Here is a 19,246-nt window from a genome sequence, read left to right on the forward strand (position 1 = left end):
TAACAGGAGTGATCAAATGACGGCAGCCTGCAGCTATTGCAGCGGCACGATCATCGACGGGGTGTGTGAAGATTGCGGCAAGCCGGCCAAGGCCGTTTCGCTGATTGCTGCGGGTACGGGCGGCATCGATGCCGTGCCGCCGCCACTGCCCGATACCACGACGACGGGCCGCACGCGCAGTTCGACGCGCTTCACGATCAACTATCCGACGCGCGGCACGGGCAAGAACGCGACACGGCCCACGCGCCGCCGTGCCGGCATCTCGACGCATACCAGCACGCGCCGCAATGCGCTTGGCGGTGGATTGATCTCGCTGCCCGATCTGCCGAGCCAGGATCCACTGAAGTTGCTGATGGCGACGCCGGAAGTGCCGACGCGCAAGCGCCACTGTCCGAAATGCGATGCGCAGGTCAACCGGAGCAAGGGGTTCTGCCCGGCCTGCGGCACACCGTACGACTTCGAGCCGCATCTGAAGCCGGGCGACGTGATTGCCGGCAAGTACGAAGTGAAGGGCGCCATCGCGTTCGGCGGCCTGGGCTGGATCTACCTCGGCTTCGATCAGATCCTGTCGCGCTGGGTCGTGCTCAAGGGCCTGCTCAACGCCAACGATGAAGCCAGCGCTGCAGCGGCGGTCGCTGAGCGGCGCTACCTCGCCGCGGTCAAGCACCCGAAGATCGTCGGCATTTACGACTTCGTGAATCATGGCGCCGAGGGCTTCATCATCATGGAGTACGTCGGCGGACAGACCGTGCACAGCCTGCGCAAGGCGCGCGGCCCGCTGCCGGTGGCCGAAGCCATTGCGTACATATTAGGAATACTGCCGGCCTTTTCGTATCTGCACAGCCAGGGGCTCGTGTATTGCGATTTCAAGCCGGATAACGTGATGATCGAAGGCGGCGACGTCAAGCTGATCGACATGGGCGCGGTGCGCAAGATCGGCGACCCCGATGGCGATATCTACGCGACGGTTGGCTTCGCTGCCCCCGAGGCGGACAGCGAACCGATCGCCGTTTCGGATCTGTACACGCTTGGCCGGGCGCTCGCGGTCCTGATCATGGAGTTCAAGTTCACCTCGGCCTACGAGCACGCGCTGCCATCCCCGGACGAGTTTGACGTGTTGGCGCAGAATGAGTCGCTGTATCGCTTCCTGCTGCGCGCGACCCACGTGGATCCCGATGAGCGCTTCCAGAACGCGGATGAGATGGCTGAGCAACTGTTCGGCGTACTACGCGAGATCGTCGCGCTCCAGACGGGCCCGAAGCCCGCCGACAGCAAGGTGTTCACCGGTGACCGCCTGCGCGATGTGAGCGTCGAAGAGCTGGTGGCGAAGCCTGCGCCGCTCTGCCTGCCGTCGCTGCGCGTCAATCTCGAGGACCGTGCGGCCAACGAGGTGATCCGCGTGCTGAGCCTGATGGATATCGCGCAACAGGTCAAAGAGTTTCAGGCGTTGGTCATCAAGTATGGCGACCGCGCAACCGAACCGCGCCTGCGTCTCGTCGAAGTGCTGATCGGCAACGAATGGTCGAGTGCCGAGGAGCGCGCCGCGATCATCACCGAGACACTCGATGCGCTGGAAGCAGCCGATCCGTTCGACTGGCGGCCAAGCTGGTTCCGCGGACTCTGGCAAGTGGTCCAGGGCGACGGCGCACAGGCGATGACGCTGTTCGAGCGCTGCTACTTCGAGATGCCGGGCGAGCTCGCACCGCGTCTCGCGATGGGAGTCGCCGCTGAAGTCGCAGGACAACTCGAGCAGGCATTGCCGTACTACGACCGGGTTGGCCAGGTCGACCCCGCGTATGTGAGCGCGCATCTAGGCGCGGCGCGTTGCCATGCGAAGGCAGGCCGTCTGCATGATGCGGTGGCGGTGCTAGGCCGCGTGCCTGACAATCATGCGCTGCATGCGTTGACCCAACTGGTGATCGGCGAAACGCTGCTGGCCTATCCGGCGCTGGTCGACAGTTCGCTGTTGCAACGCGCCGACGCCGCGGTCAGCCAGGCGCTGGCAGCCGGTGGACATGCGTACGAGGTCGCGGCGCGTCTGCTGTCGCTGGTGGTATCGCGCATTCGCGATTTCACCTGGCCAGGCGGCGCGACGTTCCTCGGCGTGCCGTTTGCGGAGACGCCGCTGCGCCTGGGCGCCGAGGAGCAATTCCGGCGTGCCGCGCACGAGGCGGGCTCGGAGAGCGAACGTTTTTACTGGATCAGCCAGGCCAACCGGGTCCGGCCGGTGACCTTGTTCTGAACGCAACCACGCTAGATGCCTGCAAAAGGACAGTTTGTGGAACATTGCATGAAATGCGGCGAGGTGCTCGCGCCAGGATTTGCGTTCTGTGAAGCTTGTGGCGCGCGGGTGGGTGCAGCCGCGGCGGACGGCAACCCCGCGCAGATCAACGCGGCCGGCGCTGACACCGCACTCGCGGGTGAAATCAAGCCGCGCTGTCAATGCGGTAGCGTGGACTTCGAAGACGGCTTCTGCACGGCATGCGGCCTCAAGCTGACAAAGTCGGACGTGGTGGAGGTGGCGACGCTCGGCGAAGGGGCCGCGAGCGCGACGCACCGCGGCCGCCGGCATCTGGACAACCAGGACGCGGTCGGCATCGAGGACGTGGCGGGCGGCCTTGCGCTTGCTGTGGCCGATGGTGTCTCGACGTCGTGGCAGGCGCGCAAGGCCGCTGACACCGCTATTAGCGTCGCGTTCGCAGCGCTACGCAGCGCACAGGCGCAACAAGGACGAGAGCGCCTCGAGAGCGCGGTGAGAGCGGCGCATCGAGCGGTCTGTGAGCTCGACTATGGAACCACGGGCCTCGCGGAACCGCAAACGACGTTGGTGCTAGCACTAATCGAGGGCGAACAGTTGTCGTATGCGTGGGTTGGCGATTCACGGCTTTACCTGTTCGACGACAGCGAGCCGCGCCTTTTGACAGAAGACGACTCGTGGTTAAACGAGCAGGTCAAAGCGGGTCTTCCCTTGCAGGCCGCACTCAAGGATGCGAACGCACACTGCATCACGCAGTGTCTCGGCATGCGCGACGCCGAACCGGTGATCCATACGGGGGCGTGCCGGCTGAGCACCACCAGTTGGCTGCTGCTGTGTTCCGACGGCCTGTGGAATTACTTCTCCGAGCCGGCAGCGCTATGGACCCACCTCGCTGAAGGGGCAGGTGATGCCCCGCTGTCCAGCCGGTGCGTGCGCCTCGTCGAGCTTGCGAATGCGGCAGGCGGCCAGGATAACATCAGCGTTGCTTTGTGCCGTTTGCGCTGACATAGGCCACGCTGGCCCGGCGCCTGGCCTTCAGGTCGTGAAGGGCGCTTCGTGGAAACGTATGTGGTCCGGAATTCTCGGACTGTTGTTTCCCGTTTCGGCGGCCTTTGCTGGCGGGTCCGAGTTGCATCACGATCAAAGCGCGTAGTCGGGTGCATCCCGATCGAGTAATCGGCGAACGCTCGCGAGGTGCTGGCGCGCGCTATCCTGCTCGCCGCCCCGCATCTGCCGGTAGGTTTTTGCGGCGATGCCGGGATCGACGATTTTCAGCGGCCTGCCCGTCGAGAGTGCGAGCCGTTGCACTTCGCATGCGCGTTCGAGATAGTAGAGGTCGTCCCACGCTTCGGCGATCGTTGCGCCCACCACCATCACGCCGTGGTTCTTCAGGAATGCGATGTCTGCGTTGCCGATTGCGTCGGCGATGCGATCGCCTTCCGAACTGTTCAGCGCCAACCCGTTGAAGTTTTCGTCGACAGCTGTGCGACCATAAAACTTCAACGCCGTTTGTCCTGCCCACAGCAGCGGCGGTCCTTCGAGCATTGCCAGCGCGGTCGCATTCGGCATATGCGTATGAAAGGCGACCTTGATGCGCGGCTGCCGCAGATGCACGCGCGCGTGAATATAGAAAGCGGTGATCTCGGGTACGCCGTCGCCTAGCACGACATTTCCATGCATATCGCAGACTAGCAGTTTCGACGCGGTGATTTCGTCGAACGCGTAACCGTACGGATTGACGAAGAACAGGTCGTCGCGGCCCGGCAGTACGGCAGACAGATGATTGCACACGCCTTCGTGCATGCCGAGTTTTGCCGCCATCCGGAAACACGCCGCGAGATCGATGCGCGCTTCGCGGATCGCCGCCGTGTCGAGTTCGTCGGGTGCGATTTTTGTACGCGCCGAGGCGGGTACTGAAGTGAGGCCATGTGCCATTGCTCTCTACCTCCAAAGTGATAAATGCAGGCTCCGCGAATGCGGGCGGGACGTCAGTGGGCAAATGATGCCATTTTTCTCCGGGCGTATGAATTCACAGCATGGCATTCAATCCTTCCCGGGGATGCCGGGCAGGGCGCCCGGAGCGCGGTTCTGGACTTGGTATACAGACGTATGGCAATGTTGTAGTAATGTTTCAGGGTAAGATGGTCGGGCAAGTTTCCCTGCGGCTGCCCCCATTACCCGCCTGAACACCCCTCGTCTTGCGCTGCACACGCGCTGAAAGAGCTAACCCTGAATACCTATGACGTAGTTAGACGTTCGCGAGAGCGTCTTTCAGCGGAGATACAAATGAAAAATGGAAAACCTAAGCGCACCCGGCAAGATGCCGAGCGCCTGTTCGAAGGACTGCCCCAGGCAAGCGTCAGATCGGCGAGCCGGCCCACCAATCCATTCGAAGAAGGCGCGTTCGATGAGGTCGAACGCGTCGACGAAGAAGCCAAACTGTGGAAAGACAATCTGGTTACGTTGCCGCTGGCGATCGAGTTGCCTGCAGGCTATGCGTCCGTGTCCGCCGTGCGTACCGCCATGGAGCGGGCATGGCGGCTGAAGTGGGTGAGGGAGGGCAGGAACGAGGTGGTGACCGACTTTCCAGAAGGGTGGTCGGCCGTGCGCCCCGCAAGCGGACCGATCGAGTTGCGCGATCCGGCCGGCGTAGTCCGAGCCGTGTATGGATGGGCCGAGGATGCCGAGCTGAGGATTTTGCCGCGCTATCTGGTGGAGTCGCAGACGAATAGCTCGAGCGGCCTCGGCAGTCTGTTTGTCCGTGATCGTGAGAACGGTCAGATCCTCGAGCGCTCGTCGATCTGGTCGGCGCAGACCGGGACCAATCATCCAGATTGGGCCAAACTGTCGGCATGGCTTGACAGCAAGTATCCACTGCACCGTGATCCGCTGCGGCTATGGGCCGACTGCGAAGCCAACCGTGCTTAAAAAAGCCGTCCAGCTTGTGGCCGGACGGCATTTCCTCGACATCGCTTCGTTAGTGTCCTGCTGCTGCTTCGATAATGCAGCAGTGCCGATACCGCTTAGAACGTGTGACGGATACCTGCGGTCACCGCGACCTGGTTGTTATTGGCCGAGGCTTCGGACAGACCGTTGATCATCGCGCCGATATTCAGACCCGATTCGATCACGTGCTGATATTCGCCTTGCACGTACAGCTCGGTGCGCTTGGACAGCAGATACGCGGCCTGAATATCGACCTGATTCCACTTCGGATCCGCGCCGTTCAGGCTGCCGTCGGTGTACGTGTAGTTGCCGGCGAGGGTGATAGCCGGCGTGATGTAGTACACGCCGTTGATTTCATAGTTGTTGAAGCGGGCGCTGCCGCCGTTCAACGCCAACCCGCCGGTTACGCCAGACTGACTCGCGGAAATGCCGAATGCCTGGTTAAGCATGGTCTGCGTAAATACGAAGCCTGCCGTAGCCGGGCCGAAGACGTATTTGACGCCGGCACCCCAGGTGCGCTGGCGGCCTGCGAAGAAGGTGTTGTCGCCATCGAGCACGCCGTTGGTGTTCGTAATGACAGCCGAGGTGACGTCGTTGTTGATCTGCAGGTAGCCGGCTGCGACTGTCAGGCCGAGATAGTTATACGACGCACCAAAGCTGTACGCGCGGTTATTCGAAAACTCACCCGCTTCGTTCGAGAAGCCGTACAAACCTTCGAACTTGAGGCCGTTGTAATTGGCGCTCTGATACTTGATCGAGTTGTCGATACGGAAATCGTTGTCGAGGTTATCGTTGTCGAACGGGTGCGCGAAGTACGTGCCGCCGTATTGCGTGCCGGTCAACGCCAACGGGCCGAGGTAATCGACCACGCTGTCGTACTGGCGGCCGAGGGTGACCGAGCCATACTGGTTATCGGACAGACCGACGAACGCCTGACGGCCAAACAGACGGCCGTTCTGGCGAAGCGCGCCGGTGGAGACATTGAAACCGTTTTCCAACGTGAAGATAGCCTTCAGACCGCCGCCCAGGTCTTCCGACCCACGCAGACCCCAACGGCTCGTATTGATGGCACCGTCGGTTTCCTGCACGTTGCTGTGGCCACCCTGATTGTTCGTGTAGGTGATACCCGCGTCAATCAGGCCATACAGCGTAACGCTGGTCTGAGCATGTGCAGCAGTCGCAAAAGCGCCCGTCAGGGCAGCTAACATTACGGCCTTTCTCATTTCTTAGCTCCGGGAACAGAATACTGAATTGTTTATATATAGAGCCCGCTTTCCAGCAACGGCTTCGCGCACTCGCAGGCAAAGCAAGTCCATCGACGTGCAACTCGTGCAACGCGCGCGCTCGTTTGGGGGCATGTGAAGTGTAGAGAGGGGCTTGGTGAGCGAATCCGCGAATTTGCGCAATTCTGATTTTGACGGCCGGCAACGATACGTGCTGCGCGCGCTGCTAAGCCCTGATGGCAAAGGGATTCGGCATTTTGCAAAAAATCTGCGGAGGGTGAGCGGATGAGCGGCTCGACCGTTGTATGTGGCCGCAGCGAGAGCAAAAATGATGCGCAAATACAACGACAACAACGGGAGTCTGAAGGCGCGTGTGTGCGTGCGCCTCGACTGCGCACTGCACATAACAGGAGGGGGTGTAGCGTGTTTTACGTCCGCGATGGCTGCGGGATGGACGAACCGAACTCCGACGCCGCGAGAAGTTCTGGGCCGCCGAGCATGCTGTGGAGCATCGGATTGAAATGCCCGATCAGATGATGAACGAACGTGCGCGTCCTGGCCGAGAAATAACGGCGGCTTGGGTAGGCGACGCTGACCTCTATCTGTGGCAGATGGTAATCGGTGAGTAGCGGTACGAGCCTGCCACGCATGATGTCCTGCTCGATCAGATAGCTGGGCAGCACCGCGATGCCCATCCCGACCAGCGCGAACTGCCGCAACATCTCGGTGTTGTTCGCGACAATCGCGTTAGTGGGGCTCACTCTCACCTCGCCGGCCCTGCCGGTAAACGCCCACTCTTCGCCCCAATAATCGGTAGAGAGCGAGAGGCACGGATACTCGAGCAGATGCTCGGGATGCGTCGGCGTGCCGTGCCTTTGAAGATACTCGGGCGGCGCGCAGACGGTCATGAAAGCGGTCGTCAACGGCCGCACGACGACGCCTGCGTTACCCGTCTGCCGCGCGACCACGATGCCTGCATCGAAACCGCGTTCAACCAGATCGACGGGGCGGTCCACCAGCGTGATATCCGGCGTGACCCGCGGGTAGCGCGCCGTATAGCCCTGTAGTACAGGCGCAAGCTTATGCAGGCCGAATACCATCGGCGCCACGATACGCAGGGTCCCAGCAGGTTCGAGGTTGCGCGATGCGACCATCTGCTCGATATCGTCGAGTTCCTCGAGAATCTGCCGTACACGCAGGAGATAGGCGTGACCGGACTCGGTTGGAGACAGGCTGCGGGTGGTGCGATTGAGCAATCGCGTCCCCAGACGGTCTTCGAGATCGGCGACGTGGCGTGTTGCTACTGCATTGGAGATCCTCAACGCGCTGGCGGCGCGGGCGAAGCCGCCAAGATCTGCCACCTTGACGAAGATTCGCATCGAATCCAGATGATCCACAGGACAACTCCTACCGCTGGCGAAACCCGGCGAACGAAATGAGCCGCACGGTCGCGGCGCGGCATGGCTCGCATCAACTATTCTTCAAACTGGCAGATTGTATGGGGTCGTCAATGACGATACTCTGACATCGACATGGCGGCGCCGTCAGCTTTGCAAACGGGAGCTCATATCACCATCGCACGCTCTCGTGGTAGTACTCGTCCTGTTCGGATACGGCCTCGTCTCGCGCGACCGGTTGAGGAAGCGATGTTGTGTTCAACGTTCGCACGGGGTTTGCAACCTCGATGATGGCCGGTGTGGGGCAATGCCGATCGATCCATTTGCGCGCCCAATCGATCGCGTAGTGCTGCGCGTCCTCGGCGTTGGCCAGGCGCGGGCCGACCAGACCCGAGCGCGCGACGCGCCGCCCGCTCTTCACGATTTCCGCCCAGCCGCGAAACGAGGCTTCCTCGAGCCGGTCGACAGCGGCATAGATGACGTAACCTCGTGGGTCGCTGACCTGTGCGCCGTGTGAATGCAGGCCCATCCATTGCGAGTATTCCGTGCGTGGCAGTCGCGGCTTCTGGCGCACCGGTTGCGCAGCCACGCTGGATTCGTTCGCCGGAACATTTTGGCGTCCTGATAGCTGGCGTGTGATCTCGGAGAACGGGGTCGCCGCGCATGCCCTGTCCACTACGCCGGACGAAGTTTGCCAGGCATCCGCGCTTTTCCATAGCACCTGGGGTCCGCCGTCCTCGCGAAGAAAGCGCGGCGGGTGCGGTAACGCGCGCACAATCTCATTGGACGACGGCGTGGGGACATAGGTGAACGTTCGCCCATGTTTCGACAGCAAAGTTACCATCGCGAGGAGCGTGCCGTTCAAACGCCACTCTTCGAACCGGCACCGGCATGTCGGGCCGGATGGATAACCGCAGGGGAGGCGCGACCACGACTCTCCGGTAGTCATTACCCACAGGACAGCATTGACCACGACGCGCAGTTTTGCACGAGGCCGTCCGCGACGGGGCGGGTGCTCGGCACTCTGGTCGGAAATCATGGGCTGCAGGAGTGCCCACTCGTCATTGCTTAGCTCATCGAAATACATGTGCTTCTCCACGTCGCCATAGCTGCTTTGCAGCTGGAGCGTCACGAATGCGTGATCGACGATTCGTGCTGGGTCCAAGGGTTGCACACTGATCGTAAGCGCCAGACCTTTTTGGTCCAAGTCGGGCAATACGAAGAATTTCCCGGCATTTATGCCGATTTTGATGTCAGGAAATTCCTAATGCAGCCTGTCTGCGGAGCAGTCGGCCTGCGGCCATGGCGTCCACGCCAGCCGGGGACTCGACTGTCGATTGATCTGACAATAACGCTTCGAGCCGTGCCGTCCTGCCAGCAGCAAACCAGGCGAGGCACGACGAAGGCGTCAGCCGTGGCCCGTGGACTATGGCGCGAATATTGGCGGCATTCCGGCAAACCGTAAAATGGGCGGAGTGGAGTCATATTTAAGGGGAGCATGTCCGTAGTACATTACGGGGCTTATAAAGGTGAGACGCCGTGGACCGACCCGTCAAACGTAGAGCAGCGCTACTCGCGTTGGCGAACGCCAGCCTGCTATGCATGGCCGGTCCCGTTTTCGCATCCGGCCCGGCGCCCCGCGTGGTCTTCCTCAATCCTGGCGAAGCCGTCGAACGCGGCACCGGACAGCAGTGGCAACTCGTTTCCCGCTTCATGCGGGTGGCCGCCAAAACCTTCGGTATGCAGCTGGAGGTCCTGTACGCCGAACGCGATCACCTGTTGATGGTGCGTCAGGCGAGAGAGGTCGCAGAGCGCGCCGACGCCCCCGACTATGTGGTCATCGTCAACGAGAAGATGGCCGCCGCTCAGATGCTGACCGCGCTGGCAGGTTCGCGAGCCAAGGTCCTGCTGATCCACAATGACCTCACTCCGGGCCAGCGCCGGGCGATCGGCAATGAACGGGAAGGCATCGCCAACTGGATCGGCACAGCGACGGCGAACGCAGCGCAAGCGGGTTATCGCCTGATGCAATACCTTTATCAGCGCGTGAGTCCGGCCGGCGCGCAGGTGATCGGCATCACGGGGGATCCCAACACGCCGGTGTCGCTCGAGCGTGCCCAGGGCGTCGATGCGTTCCTGTCCCACGAGCAGGACGCGCACACCTGCCAACTGGTGTTCGGCGACTGGAGCTATGCCGATAGCGCGCAAAAAGCCCGCGTATTGCTGGCGCGCTATCCGCAGGCCAACCTGATCTGGGCCGCCAACGACGCGATGGCGCTCGGCGCCATGAGCGCAGTCACAGAGCGGCATGCGCATGTTCTGGTGGGCGGCATGGGGGCGTTGCAGGAGGCCCTGCAGAGTATCGTCGACGGCGGGCTGGCCGCGATGGTGGCAGGCGACTATTTCATCGGGGCATGGGCGATGGTGTTGCTCTACGACTATCATCACGGCAAGGACTTTGCCGCGTCCGGAGGCGTGCGCCAGAAGCTCGACTTCCTGCGCGTGATCCACCGCGCGAACGCTGCGCAATACTATGACGCCGTGTTCGCTCATGGACAGTCGCTGAACTTCGGCGTGTACTCGAAGTGCCTCTACCCAAGCCCGGGTCCTTACGACTTCGGCCTGCAACGGCTCCTGACTACCGTCCCGACACTTTCGTGATGCACCTTTCTCCGCGCCATGCGCTGCATTCGCTGGGCCTCCACGCCAAGCTGATGCTCGCGCTTGCGGTTCTCGTCGCGATCGTCGCGGGCAGCTCGGCTTATGTCGTGGCCCAGCACGAACGGGACCGGCGCGAAAGCGCACTGGAACAACGCGCCTCGCGGGTTGCGGACCTGCTTAGCCGTTCGCTGGCGCAGCCGTTGTGGAACGTCGACCGCGCGGCTATCGACGAGCAGCTTCAGGCGCTTGCGCCCAACCCCGAGCTCGTGGAATACACCGTCACGGCGACGAATTACGGTGTCGTGTCCACGGTGAAGGGGCCGTCGGCGAACGAACGCGCCGATACCGTGGTACGGGTCCGGCCAATCGAATTCACCCCGCCTGGCGATGCGCCGCGCGAGCAGATCGGCGAAGTGCGGCTGGTCTACACGCGAGCGTTGGCCGAGCAGGCCATCGGCGCGGCGCGCCGGTCGATCCTCTGGACAGTGGCGGCCATCGTCGCCGCGCTCTATATCGTCACGTTCGTGCTGCTCAAGCGCATGGTACGCGGGCCGATCAATCGTCTCGAAGAGATGGTCGATCGCATCGCCGGTGGCGACCTGCTGGCGCGCTGCGTGGTGGAATCCGGCGACGAACTGGGGCGGCTCGCCACTCGGGTGAACTCGATGGCGGAACGGCTGCGCCAGTCCACCACCTTGCTGCGCGAAAACGAGCGCAAGTACCGCAGCATTGTCGAAAATGCGCTTGAGGGCATCTTCCTGCTCGAGCGCAGCGGCAGGCTCACCGAGGCTAACCCCGCCATGGCGCAGCTGCTCGGCTACCGCAGCCCGAACGAACTGATGGCGGCCGGCGCGGCCGCCTTGTACGGACTGCCGTTCGATGCAGCGCAAATTCGCACGCTGTTCGAGGTGCTGCGCGCCGAGGGCGAGATCGTGGGCTTCGAACTGCGCCTGATGCGCCTGGATGGTGTCCCGATCTGGGTAGAATTGAATGCGCGCGGTGTCAGCGTCGAGGGGAGCGAGCCGGCCGTTCTGGAGGGCTTGATGAGCGATGTGACGGCCCGCAGGCACGTCGTCGAAAACCTGCAGCAGCATCGCGACCAGCTTGAGCGCGAAGTGGCCGAGCGCAAGCGGACCGAGGCTGAACTGCGGGTGTCGCGCGAGCGCTTGCGGCAGCTTTCCGCGCATCTGGAAGCGATCCGCGAGGAAGAGCGCAAGCGTATTGCCATGGAGATTCACGACGATCTCGGTCAGTTGCTCACGGCTTTGAAAATGGATGTATCGCTGCTGCGGATGCATCTCGCGGACGATTCAGCTGCCCTTCGCAAGGCTGATGGCATGCGTGAGCTGGTCGAAAAAACCATTGGCATTGTGCGCAGTGTGGCAAGCCATCTGCGTCCTGCCGCGCTCAATTTCGGTCTCGCCTCGGCGCTGGAGTGGCTGGCCCACGACTTCACGCGCTATGCGCAGATTCCTTGCCACTTCCACCTTGAGGGCCCGGAACCGCATCTTCCGGATCCCTCTGCGACGGCCATCTTCCGCATCGTGCAGGAGTCCTTGACCAACGTTGCCCGTCACGCGAAGGCCTCGCGCGTCGACGTGACGTTGCGCAATGTCGACAGCGCGATCGAACTGACGATACGTGACGACGGGCAAGGTTTCGACGTTGCGGCTGCTCGCGAAGGTTATTCATACGGGTTGCTGGGCATGACCGAACGGGCCCGCCTGATCGACGCCGAGCTGCATGTCGAAAGCACGGCCTCAGCCGGCTGTGTGATTCGCCTCTACGTGGGGGAGAAAACCGTCGTTCCGTCTGGCTGAGGGGCCTCGAGCAGGGACAACACGCTCGGAGCCGGGGTGATCTAAAAAACAGATCACGATATTATGTCGTGACTTCCTTGGCTCGCGCGGTGTGCTTAGGATCGCTCCGAGTGGTCGACGTTTCGCAACTCAACCAGACCGATACCCAAAACGCGGAGACCCGATGTTCCGGCTCAACCCCTTCCCGCAAGCGTGCGTGCCCGATGCGTCGCCCGGCCCCGACCTCACGCCTGCCTGCCGTGGGCAGATCTTCGCGGAGTGCCGTTTGTGACCGATCGCGGGATGCGTTTCTGCCGCTGTTTGCTCCAGACAGCCGTGCTGCTGGCGAGCTGTGTCATAACTTCATTTGCGTCGGCGTCTTCTTCGTCTACTGAGACTGTGTCGAGCGAGGCGACAGGCCAGCCGCCAGCCCAGACGGCCACGCACGAGATCAGGGTTGCCGAGGGCGAGGACACACCCACCTCGATGCCCGGCAACGTGGCGCGCAACACCGCCACCGACAATATTCTCGGCAACGTGGTCGAATCGCTGGTCGCACTGCGTGCCGATCTGAGCGTGGCGCCGATGCTCGCGGACAGCTGGGACATTTCGCCGGACGGCAAGATCTACACGTTTCATCTGCGGCATGGCGTGCTGTTTCATAACGGCGCGCCGGTGACCTCCGCCGAGGTCAAATGGAGTTTCGGGTTCCTGATGAAACGCAGTTCGGGTTTCGAGTGCCGCAGCGTGTTCGACGGCGGCCGGGGCGTGAAAGTCGTGGCGGTCACGACTCCCGATCCCGAAACCGTCGTGTTCGAGCTGGATCGGCCCTACGCGCTCTTCCTGAAGCAGATGGTCGACCCGCGCTGTCCGTTGGCGGTGCTGCATCCGTCTAGCGTCGACAGCGACGGCAAATGGTTGAAGCCGGTTGCCACCGGCCCCTATGTTTTCGCCGACTGGAAGCACGGCCAGTACGTGCTGCTCAAGCGGTTCCGACAATACCGCCCGCGTACCGAGTCAGCCAGCGGAGGCGCGGGCGCCAAGATCGCGTACGCGGACGTGCGTTTCGTCGTGATTCCCGATGAAGCCGCGCAGAAGTCCGCGCTGGCCGCCGGTCAGATCGACGCCATGACGATCGACGAAAACAATCTGTTGCCGCCCGATCCGCGCTGGCATCTCGTCGAGGGGCCGAGCGCCGATCCTGCCGTGCTGCTGATGCAGAACCGCGATCCGTTGCTCGCGGATGTGCGTATGCGTCGCGCCATTGCCCTCGCGCTCGATCTGCCCGGCATCGTCAATGCGGTCACGGATGGGCACGGGCACTACAACCCGTCGCTGATTCCCGATGCCAACAAACTGTACTCGACGATCGACGCGACCGGTTATACGAAGAACCTGCCGGAGGTCAAACGTCTGCTGGCGCAGGCGGGCTACCACGGTCAGACGCTGAAGCTGGAAACCAGCCGTCGCTTCGAACATATGTACACGCTGGCGGTTTACGTGCAGTCGCTGCTGACGAAGGCGGGGATCCGCACCGAGCTCGATGTCGTCGAATGGAGCAAGCAGGTCAGCGACTTCCGCTCGGGCCGGTTTCAGCTGATGTCCTTCGCCTATTCCGCACGCATTGATCCCGCGCTGATGTTCGGCGATGTGCTCGGCGACAAGTCGAAGACGCCGATGGCGCAGTGGGAGAACCCCGCCGCTCTGGCGCTGCTGCACAGCCTGCAAGGCGTCAGCGACGAAACGGCGCGCAAGCAGGCCTTCGACCGTCTGCACCAGATGATGATTGCCGACGTACCGCTGCTCGGCATGTACAACACACCCGATCTGATTCTGGTCAGCAGCCGTCTGCACGGTTTGACGTCGTGGCCGATGCGGCGCATGCGCTTTTACAACGTGAGCAAGGACTAGATAACGCGATGCTCTCCTACGTGATCAAACGCATCGCCATGGCGGTGCCGACCGTGCTGATCGTGACGCTGCTCGTGTTCGGCATGATGCGGGCAATTCCCGGCGATCCGGCTTCGCTGATGCTCGGCGATGTCAACGATCCGGCGCTGCTCGCGCAATTGCGTCATCAGTTTGGGCTGGATCGTTCGGTACCCGAACAGTTTGTGTTGTGGGTGACGCATCTGGCGCATGGCGACCTAGGTATGTCGATCGTGCGGCACCAACCTGTGGCTGAACTGATCCGGACCACCTTCCCGGTGACCGCCGAGATTGTGCTGTCCGCCACGCTCCTCGCCAGCCTGATTGCTATTCCCGCGGGACTGTTTGCTGCGTGGTCGCAAAACCGCCGCGCTGATCCGGCGATTGTGCTGACCAGCATCCTGCTCGTGTCGCTGCCAAGCTTCTGGGTGGGCATCCTGCTGATGTGGCTGTTCGGTGTGAAGCTGCAATGGCTGCCTACGTTTGGCTTCGAATCGTTTAGCGAGGTGGGGTGGGGTACGGTGCGCTATCTGGTGCTGCCGGTGATCGCGGTCGCGCTCGGTGAAATCGCCGTGCTGACGCGGATGATGCGGGCGAGCAGTCTCGAAGTGCTGCGGCTCGAATACATCTCGCATGCGCGCGCGAAAGGCTTGTCGGAGCCACGCGTGCTGTTGCGGCATGCGTTGCCGAATGCATTCGGTCCCGCGCTGACGGTAGTCGGGCTGATTCTCGGCCATCTGCTGGCGGGCGGGGCGGTGATCGAAACGGTGTTCACGCTGCCGGGCATGGGACGTCTGCTGGTCGAGAGCATCTATGCGCGTGATTACCCGGTAGTGCAGGCCTGCCTGCTGGTAATTGCGTTGCTGTATGTGCTCGTCAATCTGGTTGTCGATCTGCTGTATCCGGTTTTCGATCCACGGATGAAGCTTTAAATGAAACTGCGCTCCTTCAAACGCTTCAATCTGACGATCGGCGCAGTGCTGGTCGGGCTGCTGGTCGTGACCGCTCTGCTCGGTCTTGTCTACACGCCCTATGATCCGACGGATGTCGATCTGGTCACGCGCTATGCGGCGCCCGGCATCCACCATTGGCTCGGTACGGATGAGTTCGGCCGCGATGTGCTCTCGCGCATCATGGCCGGCGCAGCGGTCAGCCTGACCGTCAGCATCGGCTCGGTGCTGTTCGCTCTCGCGCTCGGGACCGCACTGGGCACCGTGTCCGGTTATGTAGGAGGCTGGCTGGATCGTCTGGTGCTCGTGCTGGTCGATGCGCTGATGGCGTTTCCTGGCCTGCTGCTGGCGCTCGGCATCATGACCGTGCTTGGGCCCTCCAAATGGTCGGTGGTGCTGGCGCTCGGCCTTGCGTACACGCCCTCGGTGACACGGCTCGCCCGCGGTGGCACGCTGTCGTTGCGCAGCCGCGATTTCGTGGTCGCTTCGCAAGCGATGGGCAACGGCGGGGTGTGGACACTCTGCCGTCATGTGCTGCCGAACTGTGTCGCCCCCTTGCTGATTTTCTCGACTTCGCTATTCGGGTCCGCGTTGCTGGCCGAAAGCGCGCTGAGCTTTCTGGGACTCGGCGTACCGCCGCCCGCGCCGACCTGGGGCGGCATGCTCGCCGATAGCCGCAACGCCATCGACCGCGCAATCTGGCTGGCGATTTTCCCCGGCATGTCGATTTCGCTCGCGCTGCTCGGCATCAACATGCTGGGCGACGCGGTACGCGACCTGCTCGATCCGCGCATGAACGGAGGAGCCAAATGACGACGCGCCACTCTGCCTCTGCGATGGAGTCCCTGGCGGCTTCCGGTTCGGTGCGAGCAGCCGCGGGATCGGCTCATCAACCGCTCCTCAGCGTGCGCGATCTGACGCTGGGATTTCGTGGTCCTGACGATAAGGCGAAGCCGGTCGTGCACGGCGTCAGCTTCGATCTCGATGCGGGCCGTTCACTGGCTGTGGTCGGGGAGTCCGGCAGCGGCAAGACGCTGATCGGCAAGACCTTGCTCGGCCTGCTGCCGGATGCCGCGCAGATCATGAGGGGCCACGTGAGTTTCGCGGGTCAGCCGCTGCTTGAACAGACGCCGGCCCAGTGGCGAAGCACGCGCGGTATCGGTATCGGCATGGTGTTTCAGGAGCCGATGGTCTCGCTGAATCCGGCGTTCCGGATCGGCGAGCAGTTGACCGAGGCGCTCGTGCGACGCCGCAACGTGCCGCGCGCGCAAGCGTGGACACAGGCCGTCGCTATGCTCGAACGCGTGCGCGTGCGCGATCCGCAAGGCTGCATGAAGCGTTATCCGCATGAGTTCTCAGGCGGGATGCGCCAGCGCATCATGCTGGCTGCCGTGATGTTGCTGCGCCCCAAACTGCTGATCGCGGACGAACCGACCACAGCGCTCGACTGCGTGGTCCAGAAGGAAGTCCTCGATCTGATGACGGAGTTGACCCGCGAGGAAGGCACCGCGCTGATCTTTATCAGCCACAATCTTGCGCTGGTGGCGGCTTACACGGAGCAGGTGCTGGTTATGCGTGCGGGTGTCGCCGTCGAAACCGGGCCGGCCGACCAGGTATTATCGCGACCGTCGCACGATTACACGCTGGCCTTGCTCGATGCGTTGCCGCGACGTTTGCCTCCCGTTGACGTGGCGTTGCCCGACTCCGCGCTTGCTGAAACCGCGTCGGCTGCCGCTGCGGCTCCTGCACCCATCCTCGAAGTGCGCGACGTCGCTATCGACTATTCGACCGCGCGCAGCGGCTTCGCGGCCTGGTTTGGCGGCAAGCGTAGCGTACGGGCTGTCCATCGCGCCTCGTTCAGCGTTGGGCCCGGCGAGACGCTGGCGATCGTCGGCGAGTCGGGCAGCGGCAAGACGAGTCTCACCAAGGCCGTGCTCGGCCTGGTCACACCGGCAGAGGGTGATGTGCTGCTGAACGGCGAGCAGTTTCTCGACGCCGGCGCGAAGCGTCTGCAGGCTGCGCGTCGGGCGATCCAGATTGTCTTTCAGGATCCCTATTCGTCGCTCGATCCGCGCATGCGGGTCGGCTCGCTGGTGGCTGAAGGATTAAGGGCCGACCCTAGTCTCGACGCAGCGCAACGTGCGGAGCGCGTCGCCACCGCGCTGGCGGATGTGGGTCTCTCCGATCATGCGGGGCGCTTCGTGCACGAGTTGTCCGGGGGACAGCGTCAGCGCGTGGCGATTGCACGGGCGCTTGCGAGCCGTCCCGCAGTCATCATTGCCGATGAACCTGTTTCGGCGCTCGACGTCACCGTGCAGAAGCAGGTGCTCGATATGCTCGTCGCGCTACAGGCACGGTACGGCTTCGCCTGTTTGCTGATTTCGCATGACCTCGGTGTGGTCGAACAGATCGCCGACCGCGTGCTGGTGATGCTGCGCGGACATCTGGTCGAAGAAGGCACGCGTGACGCGGTCTTCGACGACCCCTGCCATCCGTACACGCGCCGCCTGCTGCAAGCCGTGCCTGAGTTGCGCGGCAACCGCACGGATGGCTTCAAGGTGCTGTCGCGCGAGGTGCCTGCGCCGCGTCTTTCCGACGATCGCTATTTCGATCCCGACCGGCCGGAGAAAGGTGCGCCGCTTCTTACCCAGGTGGGGCAAGGTAATGCAGGGCATCGAGTCGCCCTATACGCGGACACCTGAACGCAGCGCTAGGCGTTGCGAAATGAACGAGGCAAACCAACGAAGCAAAAGCGGCACGAAACAACGTGCCAGCCAACGCAACAAAAAGAGGTGCCCAGCGGCACCTCTTTCGAGAAAGTAGCTTGAATGAAGCGTCAGAAGCGATGGCGAATGCCGACGACGACGGCCGCCTGCTTGTCGGTCGACGAGTTCGACAGATTGGCAATCGCCGCCACCGCCTGTTTGCCGGTCGAATCTTCGCCACTCGCGTGTTCGTAGATCCCGACCACATACAGATCGGTGCGTTTCGACAGGAAGTAGTTCGCGCCGAGGTTCACCTGGTTGTACGTAGCACCGGAGATGCTGCCGACCGAATCACCCCGGGTATAGGTGTAGGCCACGCCAAGCTGCAGGGCAGGGGTCAAGAGATAGGCGAAGTTCAGTTCGCCGATATTGAAGCTTGCGGTGCCGGTCAGATGTCCTGGGTTCAGCCCAGCGCCCGCTTCGCTGCCGAGGTTCTGGAAGGCCACGTTGCTGTAGGTGCCGCCGATCGTCGCATTGCCGATGCGGTATGCGGCGCCCGCTGCGATCACCTGCCACGCGCCGGCCGAGGCGAAGCCGCTGTACACCGGGCTCGACATATTGAGGGCGCTGGTCGAAGTCGAGGAGTTGGCGTTCGGGTTGGTGCCGAACACGGAGTAGTTCGGATCCTTGGCCTTTTCATAGACGAGGCCAAGGCTGAGCGAGCCATTGTGATATCCGGCGCCTACGCCGAAGAGCTGGTCCTCGGTGAAATCGCCGGCCTTGCCGCCGAGGCTGTACATGCCGCCGAAGGTGATACCGCCATAGTTCTGGCTCGCGAACTTGATCGAATTGTTGATGCGGTAGGAGTTGTCGAAGTTGTCCATGTCGCCCGGGTGTGCGCCGTAGATGCTGCCCCATTCGGTGGCGGTCACGAGCTCTTCGGCATTGCCCGATTCGAAGCTGCCGACGTAGTCGCCGAGCGGGTCGTACTGGCGGCCGAGGGTGACGGTACCATAGGGACTCGACAGGCCGACGTAGGCCTTGCGTCCGAACAGATCGCCGCCCTGGCCGAGCGTGCCGTTGTTGATGGCGAAGCCGCCTTCGAGGCGGAAGATCGCGGCGAGGCCGCCGCCGAGATCTTCTGTGCCGCGCAGGCCCCAACGGTCGCCCTGCAGGTTGCCGGAGGCCAGCGAGTACTGCTGGGAGCCTTTGGCATTCGAGTTGAACGCGATACCAGTGTCGAGCAGCCCGTAAAGCGTCACGCTGCTTTGCGCATGCGCAACGCTGGAGAACGCGGCGAGTGCGGCGATCATGGGTATGGTCTTTTTCATCGTATTTGTCCTCGGCGGAGCCGGATGCAAGTGGTGTGAACTCAGGTA

13 protein-coding genes and 2 pseudogenes are annotated in these 19,246 nt (G+C 62.6%); 9 read left to right on the top strand and 6 right to left on the bottom strand.

The features are described from left to right. The first annotated feature begins 16 nt into the window (after nt 1–16). Nucleotides 17–2,242 (top strand): tetratricopeptide repeat protein, encoded by a 2,226-nt coding sequence (locus P3T17_RS02050; protein ID WP_429404408.1) that lies wholly within the window; start codon nt 17–19, stop codon nt 2,240–2,242. A 48-nt stretch (nt 2,243–2,290) separates the two neighbouring features. Then, nucleotides 2,291–3,262, top strand: a complete 972-nt coding sequence (locus P3T17_RS02055; protein WP_429404410.1) for a PP2C family protein-serine/threonine phosphatase — start codon at nt 2,291–2,293, stop codon at nt 3,260–3,262. Nucleotides 3,263–3,397: 135 nt separating this feature from the next. Here P3T17_RS02055 and P3T17_RS02060 read toward each other — a convergent pair whose 3' ends face one another. Then, nucleotides 3,398–4,192: an aldolase gene (locus P3T17_RS02060; protein ID WP_429404412.1), complete on the bottom strand. Its 795-nt coding sequence runs from the start codon at nt 4,190–4,192 to the stop codon at nt 3,398–3,400. Nucleotides 4,193–4,543: 351 nt separating this feature from the next. Here P3T17_RS02060 and P3T17_RS02065 point away from each other — a divergent pair, with 351 nt between their 5' ends. Further along, nucleotides 4,544–5,185 carry a hypothetical protein gene (locus tag P3T17_RS02065; protein ID WP_429404414.1) on the top strand — a complete coding sequence of 214 codons (642 nt, stop codon included), beginning with the start codon at nt 4,544–4,546 and terminating at the stop codon, nt 5,183–5,185. A gap of 95 nt (nt 5,186–5,280) precedes the next feature. On the opposite strand, the gene P3T17_RS02070 is transcribed toward P3T17_RS02065, so the two are convergent. The 4 genes and pseudogenes from P3T17_RS02070 to P3T17_RS02085 form a co-directional block, all read right to left on the bottom strand. After that, nucleotides 5,281–6,426, bottom strand: coding sequence for a porin (locus P3T17_RS02070; protein ID WP_074264097.1), 1,146 nt, complete (start codon nt 6,424–6,426; stop codon nt 5,281–5,283). A gap of 491 nt (nt 6,427–6,917) precedes the next feature. Beyond that, nucleotides 6,918–7,823: pseudogene (locus tag P3T17_RS02075) on the bottom strand (LysR family transcriptional regulator); the annotation flags it as partial. 172 nt (nt 7,824–7,995) lie between these two features. Further along, nucleotides 7,996–8,412: a hypothetical protein gene (locus P3T17_RS02080; RefSeq protein ID WP_429405537.1), complete on the bottom strand. Its 417-nt coding sequence runs from the start codon at nt 8,410–8,412 to the stop codon at nt 7,996–7,998. 318 nt (nt 8,413–8,730) lie between these two features. Beyond that, nucleotides 8,731–8,910: pseudogene (locus P3T17_RS02085) on the bottom strand (transposase); the annotation flags it as partial. Between the two features lie 452 nt (nt 8,911–9,362). On the opposite strand from P3T17_RS02085, the gene P3T17_RS02090 reads away from it, so the two are divergent. The 6 genes from P3T17_RS02090 to P3T17_RS02115 all read left to right on the top strand — a co-directional run bounded on the left by P3T17_RS02090 (nt 9,363) and on the right by P3T17_RS02115 (nt 17,864). Further along, nucleotides 9,363–10,484 carry an ABC transporter substrate-binding protein gene (locus P3T17_RS02090; RefSeq protein WP_429404416.1) on the top strand — a complete coding sequence of 374 codons (1,122 nt, stop codon included), beginning with the start codon at nt 9,363–9,365 and terminating at the stop codon, nt 10,482–10,484. Next, nucleotides 10,484–12,304: a PAS domain S-box protein gene (locus tag P3T17_RS02095; protein WP_429288329.1), complete on the top strand. Its 1,821-nt coding sequence runs from the start codon at nt 10,484–10,486 to the stop codon at nt 12,302–12,304. The genes P3T17_RS02090 and P3T17_RS02095 overlap by 1 nt, the downstream gene beginning before the upstream one ends. Nucleotides 12,305–12,682: 378 nt before the next feature. Beyond that, nucleotides 12,683–14,194 carry an ABC transporter substrate-binding protein gene (locus P3T17_RS02100; protein WP_429404418.1) on the top strand — a complete coding sequence of 504 codons (1,512 nt, stop codon included), beginning with the start codon at nt 12,683–12,685 and terminating at the stop codon, nt 14,192–14,194. Between the two features lie 8 nt (nt 14,195–14,202). After that, nucleotides 14,203–15,144 carry an ABC transporter permease gene (locus tag P3T17_RS02105; protein ID WP_429404420.1) on the top strand — a complete coding sequence of 314 codons (942 nt, stop codon included), beginning with the start codon at nt 14,203–14,205 and terminating at the stop codon, nt 15,142–15,144. Further along, nucleotides 15,145–15,975 carry an ABC transporter permease gene (locus tag P3T17_RS02110; protein WP_429404422.1) on the top strand — a complete coding sequence of 277 codons (831 nt, stop codon included), beginning with the start codon at nt 15,145–15,147 and terminating at the stop codon, nt 15,973–15,975. Continuing rightward, complete coding sequence (locus P3T17_RS02115) at nt 15,972–17,864, top strand: dipeptide ABC transporter ATP-binding protein (RefSeq protein WP_429404424.1); 1,893 nt, start codon at nt 15,972–15,974, stop codon at nt 17,862–17,864. The genes P3T17_RS02110 and P3T17_RS02115 overlap by 4 nt, the downstream gene beginning before the upstream one ends. 134 nt (nt 17,865–17,998) lie before the next feature. Here the strand turns inward: P3T17_RS02115 and P3T17_RS02120 are convergent, their stop codons facing one another. Then, entirely contained in the window at nt 17,999–19,198 is a 1,200-nt protein-coding gene (locus tag P3T17_RS02120; RefSeq protein WP_429404426.1) for a porin, read from the bottom strand. Between the last annotated feature and the right edge of the window lie 48 nt (nt 19,199–19,246).

The organism is Paraburkholderia sp. GAS82, assembly GCF_050436285.1.
Taxonomy (GTDB): domain Bacteria; phylum Pseudomonadota; class Gammaproteobacteria; order Burkholderiales; family Burkholderiaceae; genus Paraburkholderia; species Paraburkholderia phenazinium_B.

Excerpts from the sequence above, each read along its gene's own strand:
- P3T17_RS02050 (WP_429404408.1), top strand. The coding sequence starts at position 17 with ATGACGGCAGCCTGCAGCTATTGCAGCGGCACGATCATCGACGGGGTG.
- P3T17_RS02055 (WP_429404410.1), top strand. The coding sequence starts at position 2,291 with ATGAAATGCGGCGAGGTGCTCGCGCCAGGATTTGCGTTCTGTGAAGCT.
- P3T17_RS02060 (WP_429404412.1), bottom strand. The coding sequence starts at position 4,192 with ATGGCACATGGCCTCACTTCAGTACCCGCCTCGGCGCGTACAAAAATC.
- P3T17_RS02065 (WP_429404414.1), top strand. The coding sequence starts at position 4,544 with ATGAAAAATGGAAAACCTAAGCGCACCCGGCAAGATGCCGAGCGCCTG.
- P3T17_RS02070 (WP_074264097.1), bottom strand. The coding sequence starts at position 6,426 with ATGAGAAAGGCCGTAATGTTAGCTGCCCTGACGGGCGCTTTTGCGACT.
- P3T17_RS02095 (WP_429288329.1), top strand. The coding sequence starts at position 10,484 with ATGCACCTTTCTCCGCGCCATGCGCTGCATTCGCTGGGCCTCCACGCC.
- P3T17_RS02105 (WP_429404420.1), top strand. The coding sequence starts at position 14,203 with ATGCTCTCCTACGTGATCAAACGCATCGCCATGGCGGTGCCGACCGTG.
- P3T17_RS02110 (WP_429404422.1), top strand. The coding sequence starts at position 15,145 with ATGAAACTGCGCTCCTTCAAACGCTTCAATCTGACGATCGGCGCAGTG.
- P3T17_RS02115 (WP_429404424.1), top strand. The coding sequence starts at position 15,972 with ATGACGACGCGCCACTCTGCCTCTGCGATGGAGTCCCTGGCGGCTTCC.
- P3T17_RS02120 (WP_429404426.1), bottom strand. The coding sequence starts at position 19,198 with ATGAAAAAGACCATACCCATGATCGCCGCACTCGCCGCGTTCTCCAGC.